Origin of the sequence: Micromonospora sp. NPDC048986 (genome assembly GCF_040649335.1) — a bacterium.
In the GTDB taxonomy this organism is placed as follows: domain Bacteria; phylum Actinomycetota; class Actinomycetes; order Mycobacteriales; family Micromonosporaceae; genus Micromonospora; species Micromonospora alfalfae.
In genome coordinates this window covers 181,265-203,012 of the sequence record NZ_JBEZFJ010000014.1, presented here as the reverse complement: position 1 = coordinate 203,012, position 21,748 = coordinate 181,265, and the positions used below count along the sequence as shown (strand labels likewise).

Annotated in this window: 22 protein-coding genes; 14 read left to right on the top strand and 8 right to left on the bottom strand. The window is 71.2% G+C overall.

Annotated elements, in window-relative coordinates:
- Positions 1–2: 2 nt before the first annotated feature.
- Entirely contained in the window at positions 3–1,202 is a 1,200-nt protein-coding gene (locus tag AB0B94_RS26355) for a low temperature requirement protein A (RefSeq protein WP_357285770.1), read from the bottom strand.
- A gap of 178 nt (positions 1,203–1,380) precedes the next feature.
- On the opposite strand from AB0B94_RS26355, the gene AB0B94_RS26350 reads away from it, so the two are divergent.
- From AB0B94_RS26350 to AB0B94_RS26340, 3 genes are all read left to right on the top strand, one after another.
- Complete coding sequence (locus AB0B94_RS26350) at positions 1,381–1,959, top strand: TetR/AcrR family transcriptional regulator (RefSeq protein WP_357285767.1); 579 nt, start codon at positions 1,381–1,383, stop codon at positions 1,957–1,959.
- 235 nt (positions 1,960–2,194) lie between these two features.
- Complete coding sequence (locus tag AB0B94_RS26345) at positions 2,195–2,905, top strand: HAD family hydrolase (RefSeq protein ID WP_357285764.1); 711 nt, start codon at positions 2,195–2,197, stop codon at positions 2,903–2,905.
- A 410-nt stretch (positions 2,906–3,315) separates the two neighbouring features.
- Positions 3,316–4,092 (top strand): L,D-transpeptidase family protein, encoded by a 777-nt coding sequence (locus AB0B94_RS26340; RefSeq protein ID WP_357285761.1) that lies wholly within the window; start codon positions 3,316–3,318, stop codon positions 4,090–4,092.
- 13 nt (positions 4,093–4,105) lie between these two features.
- Here AB0B94_RS26340 and AB0B94_RS26335 read toward each other — a convergent pair whose 3' ends face one another.
- From AB0B94_RS26335 to AB0B94_RS26315, 5 genes are all read right to left on the bottom strand, one after another.
- On the bottom strand, positions 4,106–4,381 hold the full coding sequence (locus AB0B94_RS26335) for a hypothetical protein (protein ID WP_357230032.1): 276 nt from the start codon (positions 4,379–4,381) through the stop codon (positions 4,106–4,108).
- 47 nt (positions 4,382–4,428) lie between these two features.
- Positions 4,429–4,860 carry a hypothetical protein gene (locus AB0B94_RS26330; protein ID WP_238672585.1) on the bottom strand — a complete coding sequence of 144 codons (432 nt, stop codon included), beginning with the start codon at positions 4,858–4,860 and terminating at the stop codon, positions 4,429–4,431.
- 185 nt (positions 4,861–5,045) lie between these two features.
- Positions 5,046–5,750, bottom strand: coding sequence for a VOC family protein (locus AB0B94_RS26325; protein WP_357285754.1), 705 nt, complete (start codon positions 5,748–5,750; stop codon positions 5,046–5,048).
- Positions 5,751–5,906: 156 nt separating this feature from the next.
- Complete coding sequence (locus AB0B94_RS26320; protein ID WP_357285892.1) at positions 5,907–6,089, bottom strand: DUF397 domain-containing protein; 183 nt, start codon at positions 6,087–6,089, stop codon at positions 5,907–5,909.
- Positions 6,083–6,883 carry a helix-turn-helix transcriptional regulator gene (locus tag AB0B94_RS26315; protein ID WP_357285751.1) on the bottom strand — a complete coding sequence of 267 codons (801 nt, stop codon included), beginning with the start codon at positions 6,881–6,883 and terminating at the stop codon, positions 6,083–6,085. Before AB0B94_RS26315 ends, AB0B94_RS26320 begins: the two co-directional genes overlap by 7 nt.
- Before the next feature lie 236 nt (positions 6,884–7,119).
- Between AB0B94_RS26315 and AB0B94_RS26310 the strand changes: the two genes are divergently transcribed.
- The 6 genes from AB0B94_RS26310 to malQ all read left to right on the top strand — a co-directional run bounded on the left by AB0B94_RS26310 (position 7,120) and on the right by malQ (position 14,291).
- Positions 7,120–7,416 (top strand): flavin reductase, encoded by a 297-nt coding sequence (locus AB0B94_RS26310; protein ID WP_357285748.1) that lies wholly within the window; start codon positions 7,120–7,122, stop codon positions 7,414–7,416.
- Positions 7,417–7,787: 371 nt separating this feature from the next.
- Entirely contained in the window at positions 7,788–9,074 is a 1,287-nt protein-coding gene (locus AB0B94_RS26305; RefSeq protein WP_357285745.1) for an ABC transporter substrate-binding protein, read from the top strand.
- Complete coding sequence (locus AB0B94_RS26300) at positions 9,071–10,045, top strand: sugar ABC transporter permease (RefSeq protein WP_357285741.1); 975 nt, start codon at positions 9,071–9,073, stop codon at positions 10,043–10,045. Before AB0B94_RS26305 ends, AB0B94_RS26300 begins: the two co-directional genes overlap by 4 nt.
- 1 nt (position 10,046) lies before the next feature.
- Positions 10,047–10,883 (top strand): carbohydrate ABC transporter permease, encoded by an 837-nt coding sequence (locus AB0B94_RS26295; protein WP_350853661.1) that lies wholly within the window; start codon positions 10,047–10,049, stop codon positions 10,881–10,883.
- Between the two features lie 10 nt (positions 10,884–10,893).
- Positions 10,894–12,102, top strand: a complete 1,209-nt coding sequence (gene ugpC, locus AB0B94_RS26290; RefSeq protein ID WP_357285737.1) for a sn-glycerol-3-phosphate ABC transporter ATP-binding protein UgpC — start codon at positions 10,894–10,896, stop codon at positions 12,100–12,102.
- A gap of 188 nt (positions 12,103–12,290) precedes the next feature.
- Positions 12,291–14,291 carry a 4-alpha-glucanotransferase gene (gene malQ, locus AB0B94_RS26285; protein WP_357285734.1) on the top strand — a complete coding sequence of 667 codons (2,001 nt, stop codon included), beginning with the start codon at positions 12,291–12,293 and terminating at the stop codon, positions 14,289–14,291.
- A gap of 10 nt (positions 14,292–14,301) precedes the next feature.
- Here the strand turns inward: malQ and AB0B94_RS26280 are convergent, their stop codons facing one another.
- The gene (locus tag AB0B94_RS26280; protein WP_357285731.1) at positions 14,302–15,411 is read right to left on the bottom strand and encodes a winged helix DNA-binding domain-containing protein; all 1,110 of its coding nucleotides are present in this window, start codon (positions 15,409–15,411) and stop codon (positions 14,302–14,304) included.
- A 139-nt stretch (positions 15,412–15,550) separates the two neighbouring features.
- Here AB0B94_RS26280 and AB0B94_RS26275 point away from each other — a divergent pair, with 139 nt between their 5' ends.
- From AB0B94_RS26275 to wrbA, 4 genes are all read left to right on the top strand, one after another.
- Complete coding sequence (locus AB0B94_RS26275) at positions 15,551–15,943, top strand: hypothetical protein (protein WP_357285728.1); 393 nt, start codon at positions 15,551–15,553, stop codon at positions 15,941–15,943.
- 64 nt (positions 15,944–16,007) lie between these two features.
- Positions 16,008–16,766 (top strand): HipA family kinase, encoded by a 759-nt coding sequence (locus AB0B94_RS26270; protein WP_357285724.1) that lies wholly within the window; start codon positions 16,008–16,010, stop codon positions 16,764–16,766.
- Positions 16,763–17,131: a DUF3037 domain-containing protein gene (locus AB0B94_RS26265; protein ID WP_091404117.1), complete on the top strand. Its 369-nt coding sequence runs from the start codon at positions 16,763–16,765 to the stop codon at positions 17,129–17,131. The genes AB0B94_RS26270 and AB0B94_RS26265 overlap by 4 nt, the downstream gene beginning before the upstream one ends.
- Positions 17,132–17,416: 285 nt before the next feature.
- The gene (gene wrbA, locus AB0B94_RS26260; RefSeq protein ID WP_091404121.1) at positions 17,417–18,034 is read left to right on the top strand and encodes an NAD(P)H:quinone oxidoreductase; all 618 of its coding nucleotides are present in this window, start codon (positions 17,417–17,419) and stop codon (positions 18,032–18,034) included.
- 94 nt (positions 18,035–18,128) lie between these two features.
- Here wrbA and AB0B94_RS26255 read toward each other — a convergent pair whose 3' ends face one another.
- A complete protein-coding gene (locus AB0B94_RS26255; protein ID WP_357285720.1) occupies positions 18,129–20,051 on the bottom strand; it encodes an anthranilate synthase family protein in 1,923 nt (640 codons plus the stop codon).
- 204 nt (positions 20,052–20,255) lie between these two features.
- On the opposite strand from AB0B94_RS26255, the gene AB0B94_RS26250 reads away from it, so the two are divergent.
- The gene (locus AB0B94_RS26250) at positions 20,256–21,668 is read left to right on the top strand and encodes an FGGY family carbohydrate kinase (protein WP_357285716.1); all 1,413 of its coding nucleotides are present in this window, start codon (positions 20,256–20,258) and stop codon (positions 21,666–21,668) included.
- The last annotated feature ends 80 nt before the right edge of the window (positions 21,669–21,748 follow it).

Sequence of the window (21,748 nt, the reverse complement as noted above, 5' to 3'; positions counted from 1 at the left end):
GGCTAGTACGGGGGCGTGGGGGGCTGCGGTGACCGGTGGCGGGATCGTCGCGCGTCCGCTGCGGCGACGCCGAGCAGCACCACTGCGGCCACCGCGCCGGCGGTGAGCGGCCGGAGGCGCAGTGCCGCCGGCGTCAGCACGCCGAGGGCCAGCAGGCCAGCCAGCCGGGACCGGGAGACCCGGCCGAAGACCTGGTATTCGAGGGTCGAGCGCCCGGCGAGGAAGAGCGCCGGGCCGCCGAAGATGGCGATGAGCCAGGTCGCCGGGAGGTGCCCGAGCGGTTCGGCGATGAACAGCTCGAAGCCGACGCCGGTGAGCACGATCCCCGCGATCATGACCATGTGCGCGAACGCCATGTCGGTCGCGAGCCGAGCCGGGTTACGGGAACTGTCGACGGCCGCGCCCAGCATCCCTCCCGCCACGTGGAAGTAGATCCGCCAGAGCAGGACGGTGCTCGCCAGCGCCAGGGCGAACCCACCCGTCTGGTCGATGTGGAACTCGCTGCCGCTGAAGGCGAGGCCGATGACGAAGATCGCCTCGCCGAGAGCGATGAGGAGGAACTGCTGGTACCGCTCGGCCAGGTGCTCGGCGGCGATCATCTGAACGCCGAGTCGCTGCGCGCCGAGCCGGGGGGTCGGCCAGCCGAGGAGCAACCCGGTGTAGTCGATCAGCACGGCGAGGGTCCAGAGTGCCCCGCGAACCGTGCCGTCGTTGACCAGCCCGCCGACCACCCAGAGCGGCGTGCTCAAGCCGAACCAGAACAGGATCCGGATGGACTGTTGGGGGTCCGGCCGGCCGTGTCCGGCGACGTGGAAGAACACCACTCGGCCGATCTGGAGGGTCACCAGGGTGATGGCGAAGAGGGAGGCCCGTGCGCCGAAACCGTGCGGCACGGCGACGGCCATCGTCATGGCACCGACCAGCGTCATGATGATGACGGTCTGGACGATCGGGGCGTCCGGGTCCAGCCAGCTTGTCGACCAGACCGTCACCGACCAGACCGCCCACAGGGCCAGGAACAGCAGCAGGGCCTGGCCGAGACCTGCGTACACGCCGTGTTGGCCGTCGGTGAAGTCGACGATCAGCCGCGCGGAGATCCGGGTGAGGGCGAAGACGAAGACCAGGTCGAGGAAGAGCTCCAGAAACGTGGCCCGCTGGCGGGTGGCTTTGCTGCGCAACAGGCCGTCGGGGGTGTTCCTCATCGGCTCGCCACGCGCCGGTGCCGCCGAACGATCACGGGCCCTCCCGTCGCGGTGATCTCCATGCCTAACGAGCCAGCTGTCGGTTGTGGCACGTGGAGCGAAGGGGTCGGCGACAGACAACAGTCACCAATCTGTCACCCGACCGCTACGGCAGGTGTACGCCTCTACGCTCGTGGACGTGCCCGGACCTGCCGAGAAGGCCACTGAACAGGACCGGCGTGACCTCATCGTCACTGTGGCGCGAGAGTTGGCCGAGACGGAGGGCTGGGCGGGGGTGACCACCCGACGGCTCGCCGAACGAACCGACATCGACATGGGCGACATCTATCGGCACTTCGCCGATCTGGAGGCGCTGATCGCCGCGGTCGCGGTGTGCGCCTTCGCCGATCTGGCCGCCGACCTCGCCGAGGCGCACGCGGAGACCGCCGGGAGCCCGGAGGGGGTCTGGCCGGCGGTCGCGACCGCGTACCTCGACTTCGCGTACACGAATCCCGAGGTCTATGACGCGATGCTCGCGCTGACCCCCGACCTGGCCCTCGGCGTGGATGGCGTGCCGGCCGCGCCGCGGGCGGTCTTCGCCGAGCTGCGGGCGGCCCTGACCCCGCTGGCCGAGGGGCGGGACCCGGACACCCTCGCCGAGGTGGGTTGGAGCCTGCTGCACGGCGTGGTGATGCTCACCCGCGGTGGCCGGCTGCGACCCGAGGGGCAGGAGGACCGTGAGGCGTTGATCGCGCAACGGTTGCTGCGGTGGCCCTGACCAGGCCGTCGCCGAACTCCCCGGATCGTGGTCAGTTGATGGGCTGGCGGTCGCCCGCACCCCTTGTCGGTGAACCGGAACGTGGTGTTCAGCGTGGCGTTGCCCAACATGGACGTCGCCACCGCATGACGACGGCCGCGCCGGAACGGTTCACGAAAATCCGGAAGATCTCACATCGATCTCCCGCCTATCCTGGCTCTCGGTCTTGGCGGCGGTGGCACGGGGAGGGCATGGCATGACGGCCGGCGTGGCGGCGCGACGACAGGCGCAGGTGCTGATCTTCGATGCGGACGACACGTTGTGGGAGAACAACGTCGTCTTCGAGCGGGTGATCGACGACTTCCTGGGCTGGCTGGACCACCCGACCCTGGACCGGGCCGCGTTGCGGGCCGTCCTCGACGACATCGAGCGGGCCAACGCGGTGGCGCACGGGTACGGCAGCAAGGTCTTCCTGCGCAGCCTGGCGGAGTGCCTGGAGCGGCTGCGCGAGCGGCCGGCCACCGACTCCGAACGTCAGGAGATCGACCGGCTGGCGGTGGCCCTCGTCGAGCACCGGGTGGAGCTGATGCCCGGGGTGGCCGACGCGCTCGACGAACTGGCCGGCCGACACGAGTTGCTGCTGCTCACCAAGGGCGATCGGGAGGAGCAGCAGCGCAAGCTGGACGCCTGCGGTCTGCTGCACCATTTCGGCGCCGCGCACATCGTCGTCGAGAAGAACGTCGACACGTACCGGTGGCTCATTCGGGAGCACGGCTTCGCGCCGGACGACGCGTGGATGATCGGCAACTCCCCGAAGTCCGACATCCTGCCGGCGCGGGCCGCCGGGTTGAACGCGGTGTTCATTCCGAACGCGAACACCTGGGTGCTGGAGGATGACGAGCTGGACCCGACCGACGGTGGGGTGCTGCGGCTCGCCGCGTTCCGGGACCTGCTGCGCCACTTCTGACCGTGCCGATGCCAAACAGCGTCGGCGATCATGGTCGCGTTACGCCAACCTGCCCGATTTTCATCGTGGGATCAGTCCTGCCGCCGGTCGTCCGATGCGGCTTGTCCGGCCGATCGGGGCGCGCCTAACCTGGTTCGGCGCTCACGGCCCTCCGGGGTGTGTCGGGGGCGCGTCGGCGTTCGGCGGGTGAGCACCGTGGAGCTGAGTGCGAAGTGGCTGGCTCACCCCGTTCTGGCGCGTGGCGTCGTGCCACGCCCGCGCGGCGGGGTGCCGGAGCTGTCCGCTTCCCTGCCGGACGGCCGAGGGTCAGGGCCGGGTAGTTGCGGACCCGGTCCTGACCCGGCCCGCGAATCGTTCGACAGCTCCGAGCGGGGCAGACCACGGGCCGGTTCGACTGTCAGGATGGCGGCATGAAGCGCAGATCTCTCCTACTCGGCGCGGCGGCGGGCCTGGTCGCCCCGGCCGTGCTCACCCCGGCCGCGCCCGCACTCGCGGCGGTGGGGCCGAGCCTCGGCACGACCCCGGCACCTCGCCCCCTGCCGAGGTGGCAGCCCCAGAACCGGGCCAGCGCACTGACCACGCTGCCGGCGGAGACGAAGCAGGTGATCATCGTCGGCGCCAGCAGCTACACCACCACCTACGCCACGCTGGAGGCGTTCGTGCGGGTCCGGAGCACCTGGCAGCCGGCCTCGGCGTCGTTACCCGCCCGGATCGGCTCGAAGGGCTTCAGCGACAACCACGTGGAGGGTGTGCCGACCACGCCGACCGGCGTCTACTCGATCGGCCCCACCATGTACGGCATCGACGCCAACCCGGGCCTGCGATTCCCCTACCACCGGCTGGTCAGCGGTGACTGGTGGAACGAGAACCCGTCGTCGGCGCTCTACAACACCTTCCAGCACAGTGCGACAAACCCGGGCGGGGCCAGCGAGGCGCTGTGGAAGGAGGTCCCCGCGTACACGCACTTCGCGGTGATCACCTACAACATGCCGCCGAACGTGCCGAAGCCGGTGCCGAACGCGGGCAGCGGGATCTTCCTGCACCAGTTCAGCACCAGCGCCGGCAACGCCACCGCTGGTTGCGTCTCCCTCGCCCACGATCACCTTGTCGACGTGCTCAACTGGCTGGACCCGGCGCTGTCACCACGCATCGTGCTCAGCCCGTACGCCCAGCTCAACCGATACTGAGAGCCGCCGGGGCTCAGCCCTCCTCACGCCGGACGATCGCCACCGCCACCCGGCAGAACTCGTCCATGTCCGGGTTGAACCCGGCAGCGATGTCCGGATGCAACCCGGAGCGGGTCTCCTCCAACAGCCGCTGGCAGACCTGCTCGACCGGTTCGCCGGCGTAGCCGGAGCGGACCCGCTCGGTGGCCGCCTGAAGCGCCGAGGTCAGCTGCTCCTCCAGCGGGCCGCGCAGCTTCTGCTGCACAGGATCGAGCCCGCGGGGGTCGAGCGTGACATGTGGCTCCGACATCGGTGCTCCCTTCGTCGGCGTCCGCGATACCCCACCGCGGACGTCGGTCAAACCCCGGTCGGTGCGGCGGCGACCCGCACCTGGTACGAGAACTCCTCCGCCGGCTCCTCGTGGTACGACAGCCGACGGATCTGCCGGTCGTCGTCGTAGAGGGCGACGTCCACCAGCACGCCGAGGTGGGCGAGGCCGATGCTCGACACCCGCTTCTTGTCCTGCAACACCGCGCAGACGCCGCCGAGCAGGGTGCTGGCGTCGGACGTGCGGTGCCCGGGCGGGCAACGCAACACCAGGTCCACCTCGATCGGCCCGGGCAACGGCGTCCAGCCGGTGCGTTGGGCCGCGGCGAGGGCGGCCTGGAGCAGGGTGCGGACCCTCGTCGCCTGCCGGTGCCCGGCGGCGAAGATGGACAACGCTTCGGTCTTGACCGGTGGCAGGCCGCTCACCTCGAACGTCAGGGCGAGAGCGCGGGTGTCCTGCACGACGGCACCTCCTCGTTGGGACGATCCTGCCGAACCGGGGGAGCGGCGGTGGGGCGTTCCCGCGATTACCAGCCGATCGGGCAGGCATGGGTCGGCCGGAGGCGTGTCGACGGCGGCGGCGAACGCGCCGGCTACGGCGCTACGAAAACGCTAGCCGACGACGCCCGCGCTCGGTAGTCGGTCGTTCACCCGGTGGGGCGTGGTGCGAAGGCGCAGAACTCGTTGCCCTCCGGGTCGGCCAGCACCCACCACCAGTGCGTCTCGTCGAGCGGCTCCCGCAGCAGCGTCGCGCCGGCCGCGATCAGCGCCATCGGCTCCGGGTCGACCAGGTCGACGTCCCAGTGCAGGCGGTTCTTGACCGTCTTGGGCTCGGGCACCCCGTCGAACACCCAGTAGTCCCAGGGGAAGCCGGCCGCGCCGGCCACCGAGGAGGTGCTCGACTCGTGCTCGATGGTGCCGCCGAGCACCCCGGCCCACCAGGTGGCCTGCGCGGCCGGGTCGGCCGAATCCACCACCAGCTCGAAGGGGCCGGGTCGGGTGCCCTCGCGGGCCGGGAACGCGCAGAACTCGTTGCCCTCCGGGTCGCTCAACACCCACCAGGTCGCCTCGCCGCCTGGGTGGCGCACCAGTTGGGCGCCGTCCGCGAGCAGCGCCGCCGGGTCCGCGTCGGCCAACCGCAGATCCAGGTGTACGCGGGTCTTGCCGACCCGGGGCTCGGGCACCTTGTTCACCCAGATGGACTCGGCTGGTGAGCGCGCCGAGCGGGGATCGACCCGGGTGTCGTCGTCACCGGCGTCGGCGATGTCGGCGTCGAGCATCCGGGCCCAGAAGCCGCCGAGCGCGAGCGGGTCGTTGGCGTCCAGGCAGAGGTCCTTGAAACGCGCGATCATGGATCCAGCATGCCTGGTCCGGGCGGGACGCCGGTGGAACAGGCGCCGCGTGGCGTCGGCTGCCTCGTCGATCAAGGAGTTGTGGTGGGTGACAAAGTCTGCGCATAACCCCAAACCAGGCACCACAACTCCATGATCGACCAGGGTGGGGTGGGGTTAGTGCTGCTTGGCGTACTCGATGAAGGTCTTCCAAGCCGTCGGGTCGACGTGCAGGGTGCCGCCGTCGCGGTCCTTGGTGTCGCGCACCAGCACCACGCTCGGCAGATTGTCGGCGACCTCGACGCAGGCTCCGCCGTTGCCGCCGGACCGGGTCGACTTGCGCCACTGGGGGGTCAGCATGCCCATGACTTCGCCACTTCCTTGATCAGGTCGATTGACTGCCGGCGGGGGAGCGCCTCGTTCCGCACGATCTCCCACGTCTTCGCCAGCTTAGCGACGTCGGCCGAGGCATCGACGATCTGCGCGGTGAGCTGGTTGTCGGCATAGGTCACGCGCTCGCCGTCCGGCATCTCGGCGATGATGAACTGACCGCCCATCCCCAGATACATCCCAGCATCCACCGGCACGATGTGCACCTGGATATGCTCCGCCGCCGTCAACTGGGCCAGGTGCTCGCACTGCTCGACCATGAGCCCCGGCTGGTCGAGCACCGGCCGGCGCAGCACCGCCTCGTCGAGCACGGCGATGAGCTGCGGCGGGCGCGGGCGGTGCAGGATCGCCTGCCGCTCCAGTCGGGAAGCGACGATCCGGTCCACGTCCTCGGCGTCGAACCGGCCACCGGCCAGCGTCGCGCGGGCGTACCGCTCGGTCTGGAGCAGGCCCGGCACGTAGGCCAACTCGAACCAGCGCAGCGTGGTCGCCTCCCGCTCGAACTCGATCCACTCGCGCAACCACGCCGGCTCGGCGTCCAGCCGGGCCAACCCGTCCAGCATGCGCAGGAAGCGCCCGCCGGTCCGGTGCTGGGTGTCGACCGCCCTCATGTACTCCTTCGTGGGCGGTCGCCCACCGGTCTCCACGGAGCTGACGTGTGAACCCGAATAACCGATGCCCCTGCCGAAGTCGTCCTGACTGAGCCCTAGCCCCGTCCGGAACAGGCGCAACTCCTCCAGCACGTAGTCGGTGACGGTCCCCATTGACTCCCCAACCTTCGCTCAGTCTGGCTCGGCGTGTCCCACACGGGTGCTCACCTGGACCGCTGAGCTGCACAGATGGCGCGAGCACGTATCGACGGTAGTCGCCTCATCACCAGACTGTCACCAGTGGCGGGTCCGCTGGTGGCCGGAGTGGCGGCGGCGGGCCCTGCCCTCCGGGGTCGCTCCCGTCTCCCCCTTGCGGGAGCGACCCCTCCCCGCCCCGAGGAGGTCGATGTGTGGAGCCCGACAGATCAGCAGCCCGCAGTGCGGTGGCGGTGATGGTGGTCCGGCCGCCCGTCCCGCACGTCGCCATGCGTCCGCTGTGGCGCTGCCGCAACTGTGGCACCGAGTGGCCCTGCCAGCCGGCCAAGCTCGCCCTACTGACGGAGTACCGGACCAGCCGAACCGCACTGCTGATCTACCTCGGCACTCTGATGCACGAGGCGACGAACCAGCTCACCCAACTCCACCCGGATCATCCACCGACCAGGATGACCGAACGTTTCCTCTCCTGGGCCAGGGCCCGGAGTTGACGCTCGGCCCGCCGTCGTCGGGGCTCGCGGTACCGGCGCGTGATCGACTCGGGTTCCTGAAAGGCGGGGCGTCCCCGGCGCGGTGAAGGCACGGCTTCCAGGAAGCCGAGTCGATCACGCATGCTCCAGGGCGGCCCGGTCCAGGAAAACGAGCCGATCACAGGCGTGGCGCCGGCGCAGGCGGAGACGGCCGGTCGCTGCGCGCGTTCCCGCTGTGACAGCCAGGTTTCGCGGCTTCACGGGTGGGGCAGAGTAGCCGCTACAGAGCATCCAGGCCGGAGTTTCCGCAGCTTGCCGGCACGGAATCGGCTCGCCGTGCGCCGGGGCACGGATGCCCTCCCCGGTCTTTCGCCGAGGAGAGGGGGAGGGCGATGACGGACCCCGAAACGGCTCGACACCAACGCCGGCCGGTTGTTCGGCTGGGCGCTGCGGCTGCCGCGCTGGCACTCGTCGCGCCGCTGGCCGCGTGCGGCGCTGACGACGCCGGTGGCCCACCGACGATCAACCTGTACTACCCGCCCGAGCAGAACCTGCAGAAGGTCGTCGACGACTGCAACGCGCAGGCCCAGGGACGGTACGAGATCGCCTACCGGGTGCTGCCCCGGCAGGCCGACGACCAGCGGGTGCAGATGGTGCGCCGGCTGGCCGCCGAGGACAGCGGAATGGACCTGCTCGGGCTGGACGTCACCTGGACCCAGGAGTTCGCCAGCGCCGACTGGATCCGCGAATGGACCGGCCAGGACAAGGCCGAAATCGAGCAGGGCACCCTCGCCGGGCCGTTGGACACCGCCCGGTACGAGGACAAGTTGTACGCGGCACCGAAGAACACCAACGTCCAGTTGCTCTGGTACCGCAAGGACCTGGTGCCTCAGCCGCCGACCACCTGGGACCAGATGATCAGCGCGGCCCAGCAGCTCAAGGACCAGGGCAAGCCGTACCAGGTGCTCACCATGGGCGCGCAGTACGAGGGTCTTGTCGTCCTCTACAACACTCTGGCCGAGAGCGCCGGTGGCAAGATCCTCAGCGACGACGGCAAGAAGGCAGTGATGGACGACGGCACTGTCCGGGCGTTGGAGCAGCTGAAGAAGTTCGCCACGTCGGGCGTCACCTCGCCGTCGTTCAGCAACGCCACCGAGGACCCGGTCCGGCTGGAGTTCCAGTCCGGCGCTGGCGCGTTCCAGGTGAACTGGCCGTTCGTCTACCCGGCACTTCAGGAGGCGAACCCGGAGCTGGCCAAGCAGGTCGGCTGGGCTCGGATTCCGGGCATCGACGAGAGCACCCCCAGCAAGGTCACCATCGGTGGGGTCAACCTCGCCGTCAGCTCCTACTCCAAGCACCCGGGGCAGTCCTTCGAGGCGGCCCGGTGCATCCGCAGCGCCGAGCACCAGAAGTTCTCCGCCATCAACGACGGTGTGCCCCCGACCATCGAGGCGGTCTTCGACGACCCGGAGATGACCGAGGCGTACCCGATGAAGGACACCATTCTGGAGGAGCTGAAGGAGCCGGCGACGCGTCCGCTGACCCCCGCCTACCAGAGCATCTCCACAGTGATGTCGGCGATCCTGTCGCCGCCGTCCGGGATCCGCCCGCAGCAGACCGCCGACGAGCTTCGCGGCGCCATCGCCGACGCCCTCCAGTCCAAGGGGGTCCTGCCATGACCCGGCCCGCCAGCACCGAGACGCCGGAACGGACCGACGGCCAGCGCGCCACCGTGCCCACCCAGCGCGACGGTCGTCGTAAGCCCCCATTGAGCGAGAACAAGAAGGCCGAACGCCGGCTCGGTCTGCTGCTCTGCGCGCCGGCCGCGCTGGTCATGATCGCGGTGACCGCGTACCCGATCATCTACTCGGTCTGGCTGTCGTTGCAGCGCTTCGACCTGCGCTTCCCCGACCAGCGTGAGTTCATCGGGCTGGAGAACTACGTCACCGTGCTCACCAACGAGTTCTGGTGGACCGCGTTCGGGGTGACCATGCTGATCACGGTGGTCACCGTCGCCGTCGAGCTGGTGCTCGGCATGGGCCTGGCGATCATCATGCACCGCACCCTGGTCGGGCGCGGCCTGGTCCGGACCTCGGCGCTGATCCCGTACGGGATCGTCACAGTGGTCGCCGCGTTCTCCTGGCGGTACGCCTGGACGCCCGGCACCGGCTACCTGGCCGACCTGTTCAGCGACGGCGCGCCGCTCACCGAACGGGCCAGCTCCCTGGCGATCATCATGCTGGCGGAGATCTGGAAGACCACCCCGTTCATGGCGCTGCTGCTGATGGCCGGCCTGGCGCTGGTCCCGGAGGACCTGCTCAAGGCGGCCTCCACCGACGGCGCGACCGCCTGGCAGAAGTTCACGAAGGTGATGCTGCCGGTGATGAAGCCGGCGATCCTTGTCGCGTTGCTGTTCCGCACCCTTGACGCGTTCCGGGTCTTCGACAACATCTTCGTGTTGACCGCCGGAGGCAACGAGACGTCGTCGGTGTCGATGCTCGCCTACAACAACCTGATCCGGGGCCTCAACCTCGGCATCGGGTCGACGATGTCGGTGCTGATCTTCATCACCGTGGCGATCATCGCCTTCGTCTTCGTGAAGCTGTTCGGCACCGCTGCTCCGGGCAGCGACGACGGAGAGAGGCGCTGACATGGCTGTCGAAACCACTACCAGGGCAAAGCTGCGCTGGGGTCTGCTCGACGTCCTCGTGGTCGTCTTCGCGCTGGTCCCGGTGCTGTGGATCGCCTCGCTGTCGTTCAAGACGCCGGCCACCCTCACCGACGGGAACTTCATCCCCCGGGAATGGACGCTGGACAACTACCGGACCATCTTCGACACCGACCAGTTCGTCCGGGCGCTGGTCAACTCGATCGGCGTCGCGCTGATCGCCACGCTGATCGCTGTGGTGCTCGGCGCGATGGCCGCGTACGCGATCAGCCGGCTGGACTTCCCCGGTAAGAAGCTGCTGGTCGGCGTCTCCCTGCTGATCGCGATGTTCCCGCAGGTGTCACTGGTGTCGCCGCTGTTCGAGATCGAACGTCAGCTCAAGATCTTCGACACCTGGCTCGGGCTGATCCTGCCGTACATCACCTTCGCGCTGCCGCTGGCGATCTACACGCTGTCGGCGTTCTTCAAGCAGATCCCGTGGGATCTGGAGAAGGCAGCGAAGATGGACGGCGCCACCCAGGGGCAGGCGTTCCGGCGGGTGATCGCGCCACTGGCGGCGCCCGGTCTGTTCACCACGGCGATCCTGGTCTTCATCTTCTGCTGGAACGACTTCCTGTTCGCCATCTCGCTGACCTCGACCGAGCGGTCCCGCACGGTGCCGGCCGCGTTGTCGTTCTTCACCGGCGCGTCGCAGTTCGAGGACCCAACCGGGGCGATCTGCGCCGCCGCCGTGGTGATCACCGTTCCGATCATCCTGTTCGTTCTCTTCTTCCAGCGTCGCATCGTGTCCGGTCTGACCTCCGGCGCGGTCAAGGGATAGGTGGGTAGTCATGGCTGACATCGTGCTGGACAAGGTGAGCAAGAGCTTCCCCGACGGGACCGTGGCCGTGCAGGACGTCGACCTGGAGATCGCCGACGGCGAGTTCGTGATCCTGGTCGGGCCCTCGGGCTGCGGCAAGTCCACCACCCTCAACATGATCGCCGGGCTGGAGGACATCAGCTCCGGTGAGCTGCGCATCGCCGGGCAGCGGGTCAACGACAAGGCCCCCCGGGACCGGGACATCGCCATGGTGTTCCAGTCGTACGCGCTGTACCCGAACATGACAGTGCGGGAGAACATGGCGTTCCCGCTGCGGCTGGCGAAGCTCGACAAGGAGACCATCGACCGCAAGGTCGACGAGGCGGCGAAGGTGCTCGAGCTGACCTCGCTGCTGGACCGCAAGCCGGCCAACCTCTCCGGTGGCCAGCGTCAGCGGGTGGCGATGGGCCGGGCGATCGTCCGCCAGCCGAAGGCGTTCCTGATGGACGAGCCGTTGTCCAACCTCGACGCCAAGCTGCGGGTGCAGATGCGCACGGTGGTGTCCCGCCTGCAGAAGCAGCTCGGCACCACCACCGTCTACGTCACCCACGACCAGACCGAGGCGATGACCCTCGGCGACCGCGTGGTGATCATGCGCGGGGGCGCGGTGCAGCAGGTCGGGCCGCCGCAGGAGCTGTACGACCACCCGAAGAACCTCTTCGTGGCCGGCTTCATCGGCTCGCCGTCGATGAACTTCCTGCACGCCGCCGTGCAGGACGGCGAGCTGCACACCGCCCTGGGCGCGGTGCCGCTCGGTGACCGGGTCCGCCGGGAGTTGGAGGCGGCCGACGCGCCCCGCGAGCTGATCCTCGGCATCCGGCCCGAGCACTTCGAGGACGCCGAACTGGTCGACGACGACACCCGTCGGCGGGGCATGGAGTTCGAGGCGCCGGTGGACATCGTCGAGTCGATGGGCTCGGACAAGTACGTCTACTTCACCGTCGAGGGTGAGAAGGCCAGCGCCGCCGAGCTGGAGGAGCTGGCCGCCGACGCGGGCGCCGCCGACTTCGCCGGCGCCGGCGGCAACCTGGTGACCCGGTTGTCCGCCGAGTCCCCGGTCGCCGAGGGGCAGACGCGGCGGGTCTGGTTCAACCTGGAGAAGATCCACCTGTTCGACCCGGCCAACGGCCGCAACCTGACCCTGCACGAGGGCCGAGCCGCCGGCGCTCTCGCCGACTGACGCCCAGCACGCGCCGATCTTGCACTTTCGGTTGTCGATACAGGTGGAACGCCGCTTGTGTCGGGACAGTAAGTGCAAGATCGGCGGGGCGGGGGCGGGCACGGCGGGGCGCGGGGGTGACGTGTTCTGCGGGGTTTGGGTGGGCGTGGCAGGGTGGGTGCAGGTCGCGTCGTGAAGCGGGGGGCGGGATGAACCGACGATTGGCCGCGCTGGCCAACGCGCACGGTGTTTCCACCTGGTACGAGGATTGGCGGCACCGCCGCGTCGCTGTCGCACCGGAGACCGTGGTGGGTGTGCTGGGGCTGCTCGGCGTGGACGCCACCAGCCCGTCGGCGATCACCGACGCGCTCACCGCCGCCCGTGCGGTCGACCGCAGCGCCCTGCCGGAGACGCTGGTGCTCACCCACGGTCGCGGCCGTGCGCTGCCCGGCCCGGGGGTGGTGACCCTGGAGGACGGTGGCCGTCGCGCTGTCGACGGTGAGCTGCCGGCGGACCTGCCGTTGGGTTGGCACCGGCTCGCCTGCGCCGACCGCGAGGTGACACTGGTGGTGGTGCCGCGCCGGCTGCCGGTGCCGCCGTCGAGCTGGGGATGGATGCTCCAGCTCTACGCGCTCACCTCGGAGCGTTCCTGGGGCATGGGTGACCTCGGTGACCTCGCCGACTTCACCGGGTGGGCCGGTGCCAGCGGGGCGGGGCTGGTGCTGCTCAACCCGCTGCACGCGGTCGGGCCGGCGCACCCGGTGGCCACCTCACCGTATTCGCCCGCCAGTCGACGCTTCGTCAATCCGCTCTACCTGCGGGTCAGTGACACCGCCGCGTACCGGGCGGCGGACCCGGCGACCCGGGCGGTGGTCGACGCGTTGCGTCCGGACCGGGGGCCTCTGATCGACTACGACGAGGTGTGGGCCGCCAAGCGACGCGCCCTGGAGTTGCTGCACGCGTACGCCCAGCCGGTGGACCTTGCCGCTGACCCGGCGCTGACCAGCTTCGCCACCTGGTGCGCGCTCGCCGAGCGGCACGGCAACGACTGGCGGGCCTGGCCGGCGGAACTACACCACCCGGACGCCCCGGCGGTCGCCGAGCAGCGCCGGCGCCTCGCCGACCGGGTCACCTTCCACGCCTGGCTGCAACACCTCTGCGACGAGCAGCTCGACGCCGTCACTGCGGCGGCCCGCTCGGCGGGGATGCCGGTCGGTGTCGTGCACGACCTGGCTGTCGGCATCGACCCCGGCGGCGCGGACGGGTGGCAGCTCGCCGACGTGCTGGCCCAGGGCGTGCGGGTCGGCGCGCCACCGGACGACTTCAACCAGCTCGGCCAGGACTGGGGGCTCGCCGCGTGGCGCCCGGACCGGCTCGCCGCCACCGGTTACGCCGCCTACCGGGACATGCTGCGCCGCGTCCTGCGGCACGCGGGTGGCCTGCGGGTCGACCACGTCGCCGGCCTGTGGCGACTGTGGTGGGTGCCGCCGGGCGGCGGTGCGGCCGAGGGCACCTACGTGCGCTACGACGCCGAGGCGATGCTGGGCATCCTCGCGTTGGAGGCGCACCGGGCCGGCGCGGTGGTGGTCGGTGAGGATCTCGGCACGGTCCAACCGGCGGTGACCCGAGGGTTGCGGGGGCGCAACATGCTCGGCTCGACAGTGCTGTGGTTCGCCCGCGACGAGGCCGGCGATTTCGTCCCACCGGCCCGGTGGCCGCGCAACGCCCTCGCCACCATCTCCACCCACGACCTGCCCACCGCGCCGGGCTTCCTGACCGGTGAGCACGTGCGGGTGCGCGACGAGCTGAAGCTGCTCGGCACCGACGTGGCTGTGGAACGGGCCCGCGCCGCCGCCGATCGGGACCGGCTGCTCACGATGTTGGCTGCCGAGAACCTGCTGCCCGAGCCGACGCCGGGATCCGAGTCGGCTGAACCGGCGACGACGCCCGACGACGGCGACGTGGTGGTGGCTATGCACGCCGCGCTGGCGGCCAGCCCGACCCGCCTGCTCGGCGTCTCCCTCTACGACGTGCTGGGCGAGGTGCGCCAACCCAACATGCCGGGCACTGTGGACGAGTATCCGAACTGGCGACTGCCGCTGCCGGCCAGCGTGGCGCAGATCCGCGCGGACCCCCGGGTGGCCCGGATCGTCGACCTGCTCAGCGCCGCCCGCCCACGACCGGCCGACCCGGCACCGCCGAAGCAGTGACGCCGCCGGGTCAGGTCAGCCAGTCGAAGCGGGCCGGCAGCCCGAGGAAGTCGGCGTAACGCCCGAGCGCCTGCTCCACCTGGGCCCGCGCGGCGACGTCGAGCGTCGTGAGCGGCCGGATCGTCACGGTGACCGCGGTGCGGCCTACCTTGCGCTTCCACACGCCCACCACACGACCGGCGCGGACCACCGTGGCCTGGAAGATGCCGTTGTTGCCTGGCACCACGGCCGCCTGGTGGGCGGGGTCGAGCATCAGCGTGCGGTCCCGGAAACCGAGCAGATACTCGTCGAAGCCGGGCAGCGCAAACACGTCGTCCGGCGCGGTGCGTGGCACATCGGCCAGGCTGGCGTCGACGTACATCGCGGTGCCGTCGACGCGTACCGTGCTCAGCGCGTCGCCGGCGGCGACCAGGCCGCGCCGTGCGTCGGTCAGTGTGAGGCCGCTCCACCCGGCGAACTCACGGTCGGTGACCGGCCCGTGCCCGCGAACGTAGCGGTGGGCGAGCACTGCCAGCGCCTCGTCCCGCTCCAGCCGGTGGGACGTGGGCGCCCACTCGTCGAGCAGGGCGAAGGTCTGGTCGGTGCCGACGTTCGGCGCCACGCAGGTCACGCCGCGAACGCTCGCATACCACAGCAGGTGGTAGCCACGTTGCCCGTCGGTGCCCAGGCCAGCCTCCCGCAGGGTGGCCAGGCACTGCGCGCGGGTGAGTCGACCGCCGCCGGCCAATGCGGCGCCGAGCACCTCCACCGCCCGGTCCGCGTCGGCTTCGGTGAGGCCGAGCTGCGTCCGCCGGGTCGCCACGCCGGCCAGGGATCGTACGCCGGTCAGCTCCAGCATCCAGCGGGCGTCGGCGGACGGGACGAGGTGCACGGTGCCCCGCATCGGCCAGGTGCGCAGCGCCTCACGCCGCTCCAACGCGGCCTGCACGTCGGTGACGCTGCGACCGGGTAGCCGGGCGCCCAGCGACCACAGCCCGCTGGCCAGATCCTGTGCCTGCATCGCGCCGAACCACTCGACCACCTCGGCGACGGTGCCGGGGCGGGCGCTCGGGTGCGGCCGCAGCAGCAGGCTGGTCATCCGCAGCGCCAGCGCGTCGGCCGCGCTGAGGTCGACAGGCATCGGGCGCTCCTCTTCCTGGTCGGGCGGCCAGCCTAGGGCCGACCACCGACACTCCTGCTGGTGGGAAGGCGTAACGGCGGTCGTCGGGGGAATGCGGCTCGCCGGAAGTGCGCGCGCCGCGCGTACGGAAGGGAATCTCATGACTGCCGCAAGCGAGCCGGCGCGGGGCGCCGGCGTAACGGCCGGGTCCCGTGGCCATCGGGGGGACGCGCGCGCGAAGACGAGCGCCGCGGCGACCTTCGCCCTGGTGTTCGGAGTGGCCGGTCTGTTCAGCGTGTTGACGGCGATCCTCGCCTGGCTGGGGTTGGTGCTCGGCATCATCGGGATCATCCTCGGCATCGTCGGCCTCAAGATGGCGCGCCGACCCGGGGTCACCGGTCGTGGCGTGTCGATCGGCGGCCTGGTGCTCAGCATCCTGGCCGTGCTGATCGGGCTCGGTCTGGCCGCGGGCATCACCACGTTCGTCAACAACGAGAACGCGGTGGACCGCCTACAGACCCAGGTCGACAAGCTGCGCGACAAGCTCGACTGAGCCGCGCGGGCCGGTCTGGGCCGGCCCGCCACCCGTCCCGGCCGGCCACAGTAGGGTGGGCGGCGTGCTCCGCCAGGTCACCGCGATCCGTTACGTCACCCCGCTGCGCGAGGGTGGGTCGCTGCCGGGCGTGGTGGAGGCCGCCGACCTGGGCACCTACGTGGCGAAGTTCCGTGGTGCCGGGCAGGGGCCCAAGGCGCTGATCGCCGAGGTGATCTGCGGTGAGCTGGCACGCCGGTTGGGGTTGCGGGTGCCGCCGCTGGTGGTTCTCGACATCGACCCGGTGATCGGGCGGGCCGAGCCTGACCAGGAGGTGCAGGAGCTGCTGCGCAGCAGCGGCGGCGCCAACCTCGGGATGGACTTCCTGCCCGGGGCGCTGGGCTTCGACCCGGTGGCGCACCCCGTCGACCCGGCGCTGGCCTCCCGGGTGCTCTGGTTCGACGCGTACGTGGAGAACGTCGACCGGAGTTGGCGCAATCCGAACCTGCTCGTCTGGCACCGGGAGCTGTGGCTGATCGACCACGGCGCCTCCCTGTACTTCCACCACAACTGGCCGCGCGCCGAGGCCGCTGTGCACCGGCCCTACCGCGCGGAGGATCACGTGCTGGCGCCGTTCGCGTCGCGGCTGGCCGAGGCCGACGCCGAGCTGGCCCCCCAGGTCACCCCGGAGCTGCTCACCGAGGTGCTGGCCCTGGTGCCGGGGGAGTGGTTGACCGCCGCCGACTTCGAGACGGCCGACGCGGCGCGCGGCGCGTACCTGGATCACCTGATCCGCCGGGTCGCCCGCACGGCCGACTGGCTGCCATCGGGGAGCGGGGCATGAGGCAACCCTTCGAGTACGCGCTGATCCGGCTCGTACCCCGCATCGAGCGCGGTGAGCAGATCAACGTCGGGGTGTTGCTCTACTGCCAGCAGCGCGACTTCCTGGCCGCGCGGACACACCTGGACGCCGACCGGGTTCGGGCGCTGGCGCCCGACGTCGACCTGCCCGCGGTGGCAGCGGTGCTCGACTCCTGGGACCGGACCTGCTCCGGTGACGGGCCGGCGACCCGGATGCGCCTCGGTGAGCGGTTCCACTGGCTGGCCGCGCCGCGCAGCACGATGATCCAGACGGGGCCGGTGCACACCGGTCTCACCGTCGACCCGGCGGCCGAGCTGGACCGGCTGATGGCGACCCTGGTCCGCTGAGCCGGGGCGCGGGAGCGGTGATCGTCCCCTGATCGCGCTACGCCAGCGCCGTTGCCGGCGGAGCGCGATCCCCCGTTCAGGTGCCCGGTGCGGGGCGGCGGCTCGATCCCGCCGGCACCGATGGCATCAGGATCGTCGTCCGCGCCTGACGTCGGGCCGGAACGACCGGGAAGTTGCGGAAAACTTGAGCCGGCGGACCGGTAGCCGGGCGCCGGCGCTGTCGTTAGAGCGCGCCCACAGCGGGTAGTCGCGGGAGCTGATCCGCGACGAGAAGGGGACACTCTGATGGCTGCCCAGACCAAGGTAGCGGTGATCTACTACAGCGCCACCGGCATCACGTACCAGATGGCGCAGGCCGTGTGTGAGGCTGCTGGGGACGCCGGTGCCGACGTGCGCCTGCGCAAGGTGCGCGAGTTGGCGCCGGACGAGGCGATCCGCTCCAACTCCGGCTGGCAGGCGCACCGCCTGGAGACCCAGGACGTGCCCGAGGCGATGGTCGACGACCTGGCCTGGGCCGACGTGGTGATACTCGGCGCACCGACCCGGTACGGCATGGTCGCGGCGCAGCTCAAGCAGTTCATCGACACCACCGGCCCGCTCTGGGCGCAGGGTGCGCTGGCCAACAAGGTCTACTCCGCCTTCACCTCGACGGCGACCTCGCACGGCGGTCAGGAGACCACGCTGACCTCGCTCTTCAACGTCTTCTACCACTGGGGCGGTGTGGTGGTCACCCCCGGTTACACCGACACCAGCCAGTTCATCGCCGGCAACCCGTACGGCCCCTCGCACACCAGCAACAACGGGGAGATCGCCCCGGACGCGGTGGCGCTCGGGGCCTGCGCGCTCACCGCCCGACGGGCCGTGCAGATGGGTGCCGCGCTGAAGGCGGGCCTGGCCGCCTGACCGCCTGACCCCGAGGGCGACCGGTGACGCGGGCGGGGGCTCTCGGCCCGTCCACGCCACCGGTCCATCCAGCCCTACCCCGGGGCGGCGGCGACTATGCGCCTCCGCGCGTCGCGGACACCTCATCCGGACGGGACGCGGGCAGCAACTCGGTCAGCAACTCGCCGAGCACGGCGAGACCGTCCGGGCTGAGCACCGACTCCGCGTGGAACTGCACCCCGGCGAAGCCGCGCCCCCGCAGGGCGTGCACGGCGCCGTCGCCCGGGTCCCGGGCCAGCTCCACCGGCCCGTACACGGTGGCCAGCCGGTCGGCCTCGGCGCGGGCGGTGAACGTCGAGTAGAACCCGACCCGGCGGGTGCGGCCGAACACCGGCACCTCCCGCTGCAACCCCTGATAGGGGGCGTCCCGGCGGTGCAGCGTCAACCCCAGCAGCCCGGCCAGCACCTGATGGCCGAGGCAGACGGCGAGGGTGGGACGGCCGGTGGTCAGCAGCCCGGTCAACAGCTTCCGCAGCGCCAGCATCTTCGGCTCGTCCGGGCTGCCCGGGTCACCCGGCCCGGGACCGGCGACCACCAGGTCGTAGTCGTCGACCGGGCCGCTCGCGTGCCACGCGCGGGTGGTCACCGCGAGACCCAACGCGCTCAGTTGGTGGGCCAGCATTCCGGTGAAGGTGTCCTCGGCGTCCACGATCAACACCCGGCGGCCGACCAGCCCGGGCAGTCCGGGCGCGTCCGGGGACCGCTGGTCCAGCCAGAACCGGGCCAGCGGCGCGTTGCGGGCGGCCAGCGCGTCGCGTACCGCCGGGTCGTCGGCCAGCCGCGCGACCGGCCCGCGGTCGCCGACGGACGCCGCCGGCCCGAGGCCGAGCGCGGACAGCACCCCGGCGGCCTTGGCGTGCGTCTCGGCCACCTCGCCGGCCGCCGTCGAGTGCCGGACCAGGGTCGCGCCGACCGGCACCCGCAGTCGGCCGGCGGGAGAGATCTCGGCGGTCCGGATCAGGATCGGGGCGTCGAGCGTCTGCCGGCCGGCCTCGTCGTGGCCGAGCAGCGCCAGCACGCCCCCGTAGTAGCCCCGGCCCCGGCGTTCGTGCCGGGCGATCACCCGGCAGGCGTTCTCGATCGGGCTGCCGGTGACGGTGGGGGCGAACATCGTCTCGCGCAGCACCTCCCGCACGTCGCGGGTGCCCCGCCCGGCGAGCAGGTACTCGGTGTGCGCCAGGTGCGACATCTCCTTCAGGTACGGCCCGATCACCTGCCCACCGTGCTCGGCGACCGTGGCCATCATCTTCAGCTCCTCGTCGAGCACCATGTACAGCTCCTCGGTCTCCTTCTCATCGGCGAGGAAGCGCAGCAGGGCCCCCCGGTCCGCGACGCCACCGGGGCAGCGGAAGGTGCCGCTGATCGGGTTCATCATCACCAGTCCGTCGTCGACGCTGACGTGCCGCTCCGGGCTGGCGCCGACCAGCGTCCGGGTGCCGGTGTGCACCACGAACGTCCAGTACGCGCCCCGTTCGGCGATCAGCAGCCGCCGCAGTGCGGCCAGCGCGGCCCCCAGCGGCGGGCCCTGCACCGTGGCGTTCAGGGCGCGGTGGATGACGAAGTTCGCGCCCTCACCGCGGCCGATCTCCTCGGACAGCACCCGCTGCACGGTGCGCGCGTACTCCTCGTCGCTGACGTCGAAGCCGGCGTCGGTGGTGCGCACCGGCTCGTCGGGCAGCGCGGCGAGGACGTCGGTCAGCGTGATCCGTTGGTGCTCGCGGACCTGGAGGAACTCCAACGGGGCGGCGTCGTCGACGCAGGCGAAGCCGCGTTCGGTGATCTGCCGGTACGGCACCAGGGCCAGCGTCCGCGCCCCGGGCGGGCCCGCCGGCAGCGGGAGGTCGGCGAGCACGTCGACTGTGTCGACCGGGCCGGTGAACAGGTCCAGTTCGTCAGCGCCCCCGCGGCGCAGCAGCGCGAAGGGGCCGGGGTCGACGCCGCGCGCGACGGCGGCGAGCAGGTCGGTCAGGTGGGTCATCGGAGTCTCCGTCGGGCTGGGTGCCGCCCTGGGGCGGCCCCTCGGCCGGGAGATCCGGCGACCGCCTCAATGGCGGCCGCGTGGATGGAGCTACGCGCGGGAGATGGCCGCCGGGTCGGCGGGCCACCAACTGGTCAACTGCGCGAGCATGTGATCCACCCTACGCGCCCGTCGGCCGGCTGGCACGGGGTAACTTGACCGGCGATGAACATTCTCGCGCTCGACCTGGGCACCTCCTCGGTACGCGGGCTGGTGCTGGACGCGGACACCCAGCCGCTGCCCGGCGCTCTGGCCCGCCGCAAGGTCGACCTCGCCATCGGCGACGACGGCACCGGCACGCTCTCCGGTCCTGACTATCTGGCGAGCCTGGTCGAGTGCCTGGACGAGCTGGCCGACTCGGGGCACCTGCACGACGTCGGCCTGGTCGCGGTCTCCGCCCAGTGGCACTCGGTGCTCCCGCTGGACCGCGACGGCACCCCGTTGGGCCCGGTGGTCACCTGGCTGGACACCCGGCCCGCCCCGGTCGGGCGCACCGCCGGACCGGCCGACCCGGACGGCTTCCACCAGCGCACCGGCTGCTGGTGGCACCGTTCGTACTGGTCCATGCGGTTGCCCTGGTTGCGTGAGCAGTCCGGCACCCCGATCGCCCGGTTCGTGGGTCTGCCGGAGTACGTGCTGGGCGAACTGCTCGACACGGCGCCGATGTCGATCTCCCAGGCCTCCGGGACCGGTCTGCTGGACCTGCGCACCCTGCGTTGGGACGAGGAGGCGCTGACCCTGGCCGAGGCCCGGCCGGCGGAGCTGCCGTCGCTGGGTGAGCTGGACTGGCACGGCCGGCTCCGGGCCGACCTGGCCCGTCGGTGGCCGCAGTTGGCGCAGGCCCGGTGGTCGCCGCCGGTGGGCGACGGTGGGGCGTCGAACGTCGGCTCGGGCTGCGTCGACCCCAGCCGGGCCGCCGTCACAGTGGGCACCTCCGCGGCCGTACGGCTGATGCAGCGGATCCCGGCGGGCGAGCCGATGCCGCGCCTGCCCGAACGGTTGTGGCGGTACCGGGTCGACCACGACCACGTGGTGACCGGGGCCGCGTACGCCAACGGCGGCAACCTCTTCGCCTGGGCGGACCGGGAGCTGCGGTTGCCTCGGGGCGCCGAGCTGGACGCGGCGCTGGCGTTGGTGCCGACGGGCGGTGGCCGGCCGGCGGATCCCCGCTTCGGTGGCGACCGGGCGCCCGGGCTGGCGCCGGCGGGCAGCGGTGAGCTGCGCGGTCTGAGCTTCAGCACCACCTCGGTCGACATCCTGGCCGGGCTGATGCAGGGGTTGTGTGAGCTGGTCGCCGAGGATCTCGGGGTGCTGGAGTCCACCATCGACAAACCCGTCGGCGTGGTGCTGGGCGGCGGTGCGGTGGCGGCCTCGGTGTGGTGGCGGCAGGCCTTCGCGACCGCCCTCGCACCGCGACCGGTGTCGCATCAACGCAACCCGGAGATCGGCGCCACCGGTGCCGCGTTGGTGGCGCTGGGGCGCTTCGGTGAGGCGATCGAGCTCGCCGACATCGGCCGGACGGACGAGCTGGTTTTACCGACCACGGCAGGAGGTTCCCACCCGCAGTATCCTTCCTGAACCTTGGCCTCGCCCGGGCCGTTGACAGCGGTACCGAGCCTGGTTGGATGGACTGCGCTCCCCCGACCGCGGTGGACGCG